The sequence below is a fragment of the Caldisericum sp. genome (assembly GCA_022759145.1).
Lineage (GTDB): Bacteria > Caldisericota > Caldisericia > Caldisericales > Caldisericaceae > Caldisericum.
In genome coordinates this window covers 1-3,226 of record JAEMPV010000122.1, presented here as the reverse complement: position 1 = coordinate 3,226, position 3,226 = coordinate 1, and the positions used below count along the sequence as shown (strand labels likewise).

1 protein-coding gene is annotated in these 3,226 nt (G+C 36.8%); it reads left to right on the top strand.

Annotation, left to right across the window (positions count from 1 at the left end; all coding sequences use genetic code 11):
- Window positions 1-3,181: type I restriction endonuclease subunit R (locus JHC30_07000; protein MCI4463894.1), on the top strand; the 3,181-nt coding region annotated here is incomplete at its 5' end.
- Window positions 3,182-3,226 lie beyond the last annotated feature (45 nt).

Sequence of the window (3,226 nt, the reverse complement as noted above, 5' to 3'; positions counted from 1 at the left end):
TATGTCTTTTGCGCTTGATGAAGAGCATTTTGTAGAAAACGACTTTTTGAAGCGGCTTAAAAATCTGGGCTTCCGAATTTACAGGCAGGATAAAGATTTCCCAGAAAAGGCTTATGAAATTACCGATTTTGATGAAAATAACGAAGCGGTTTACGGCGGAGAAGTACAAGCCTTTAGAGATTCTTTTTCTGATGTAATCCTTGAGAAAGAATTAAGATCTCGCCTTAAAGTTATAAACCCATTTCTTACAGACGACCAAATTGATACGGTTGTAAGGCGGTTAAAGGTTGTCGAGGGAAAGTCTCTTGTTGAGGCAAATAGAGTTGTTCATACGCTTCTTACAGAAAATACATCCGTCGATGAAAATAGAGAGACCCATGAGAAAAGCCCAACAGTCCGATACATTGACTTTAAAAATATCAATAACAATTCCTTTATTGCAATTTCTCAATTTAAGGTGAGGATTAAAGGCACTGAAAAGCACATAATTCCTGATATTGTAATTTTTGTTAATGGGATTCCTCTTGTTGTTGTGGAGTGCAAATCTCCTGCAGTGACAGAGCCTATTTATGAAGCAATTACTCAACTTATGAGGTATTCTGAAAGAAGAGGCGCAAAGGAGGGCAATTCTGAACTTTTCTACTATAACCTCTTCCAGATTGCAACCACTCGATACCAGAGTGTTATAGGGACAATCACTTCAGACTACGATAATTTTGTTGAGTGGAAAGATGCTTTTATCCCTGGAATTGGATCAATCACACGAGAACAACCTGATGCAACTATTACAGGGACACTTTCAAAAGAAAACCTTCTTGACCTTCTTCATACATATACGCTTTTTAAGGAAACTGAAAAGGGAAGTGTAAAGATTGTTGCAAGGTATCATCAGTTTAGAGCCGTTAAGAAAATCGTTGAACATATAAGAAAAGGAAGCAATCGAAAGGAAAGAAGTGGCATCGTCTGGCACACACAGGGGTCGGGCAAATCCCTTACGATGATGTTTTTGGTGAGGGAACTTTACCATAACGATAGCGAATTTGGAAATTTCAAAATCGTTTTTGTAACTGATAGAAGAGACCTTGAAAGACAATTGAATGACACCTCCAAAAGCGTTGGCTTCACTGTGAGGGTTGCGCGTTCCATAAGGGAACTTAAAGAGCTTCTCAAAACTAACACGCCAGAACTTGTAATGGGAATGATAAGCAAATTTGAAGAGCAGGACTTTGAAGAAAAATTTCCTGTCCTTAACGAATCGCCAAATATCCTTGTAATAATAGACGAAGCACACCGCTCCCAGTATAAAGAACTTGGCGCAAATTTACGAACAGCCCTTCCAAATGCAACAATGCTTGCTTTTACTGGAACACCTATCGATAAAACAGAGGTTTTCTTCGGAGATTATATAGATAAATACACCATAAGGGAATCTGTTGATGATAAGGTAACAGTGCCTATCTACTATGAGGGAAGAGTTCATAGAGCAAATATTACGGACAAAGAAAGTATGAACAGGGCATTTGAAGATGTTTTTGCGGCGTTCTCAAATGATGAAAAGGCTCTTCTTATGGGTAAATACACCTGGAGAGCGTATCTTGAAGCAGAGGAGATTATTAACGAAAAAGCGAAAGATATGATTAACCACTATGTGTCAAAAATCTTCCCGAATGGTTTTAAGGCGCAGGTTGTGACTGTTTCAAGAGAGGCATGCAGACGTTACAAAAAGGCACTCGAGAAAGCGCTTAATGAAAAGGTTGAAGAACTAAGGCAAGTTAACCCAGCGCTTGCAGAGAAATTAAGCAAGGTTAGGGTTGAGGCAGTTTTCTCAGGCGCTCAAAACGACCCAGTTGAATATAACGAGTTTACAGATGTGAGAAGACAAGAGGAGATAATAAGGAGTTTTAAACTCCCATTCGATGTGGAGAACGAAGGCGTAAAAGGTGATGTTGGTATAATTGTTGTCCAGAATATGCTTATAACGGGCTTTGATGCGCCAATAGAACAAGTGATGTATCTTGATAATGTACTTAAGGAACACAATCTTCTTCAGGCAATTGCAAGGGTTAATAGAGTGTATAAAAATAAGAGTGCAGGTTATGTTGTCGATTATGTTGGTGTTTTTAAGCATCTTGAAGAGGCGCTTGCAAACTACTACGAGAAAGATAGAGATTTAATTACCCGTACAATTAATGATGTAGAAACGGCAAAAAACAAATTGGTTTTATTGAGTAAAGAAGTTGAAGAGTTTTTCCTTAATATCGGCATAAAGGATTTTAGAGAAGAAGTAGATGATGTTATCGACATACTTTTGGAAGACGAAAAGAGGCGTGAGGAATTCAATAATCTCGTAAACAATTTTAATAGGCTTATGGATGTAATCCTTCCCGACCCATTTGCAAATAATTATAAAGGCGACCTTAAGATACTGAATTTTATAAAACAATCTTTGAGGAGTATCCTTAGAACTGGACCTTCGATTAAAGAAGCCTCCACAAAGATAAGGAGTATTGTCGAGCAATATGTTGAATCAAAAGGTATAGAAGTTAAAATTAACGAGATAAATATTCTTGATGATAAATTTATAAAGAAGTTAGAAGCGCTTAACACACCTCACGAGAGAGCAAGGGCAATTGAGGTTGCAATTAGAGAATATATTGAAGAACATAAGATGGAAGACCCAGAACTCTATTCAAAATTTGCAGAAAAACTCGAGGAAATCCTCAAAAAATATTACGAAAATTGGGAACTTATCGAGCAAGAGTTAATGAAGTTGAGAGAGGAGGTTAAAGAAGGAAGAAAGGCTTACGAAAATTTTGGGCTTGACCCTCAAAAAGAACTTCCTTTCTTTGGTATATTGTTTAAAGAATTAACCGATAAGAGAAATTATAGCGAACTTGACGAAAACGAAAAAGAGGCATTTATAAAACTCACAAAAGAATTACTTAATACTGTATCGATGTATACAAAATATGTAGACTTTTGGGACAATCCTACAAAGCAAAAGGAATTAAGAACTAATTTATTTTTGAAGTTGTTAACAAAGGGCAACAGCTATTTTAATGGCGTTAAGGAGAGTGAACTTGAATCTTTAAATCAGAAAATAAAAGATAAGCGTGCCTTAGTTGCTCAGGAAATTATAGAAACTGCATACCACATCTTTGGGAAGAGAAGAAATGGATGAATTTAAAATTTCGGAGATTATAAGGACAAAGAGAAAGACAATCGC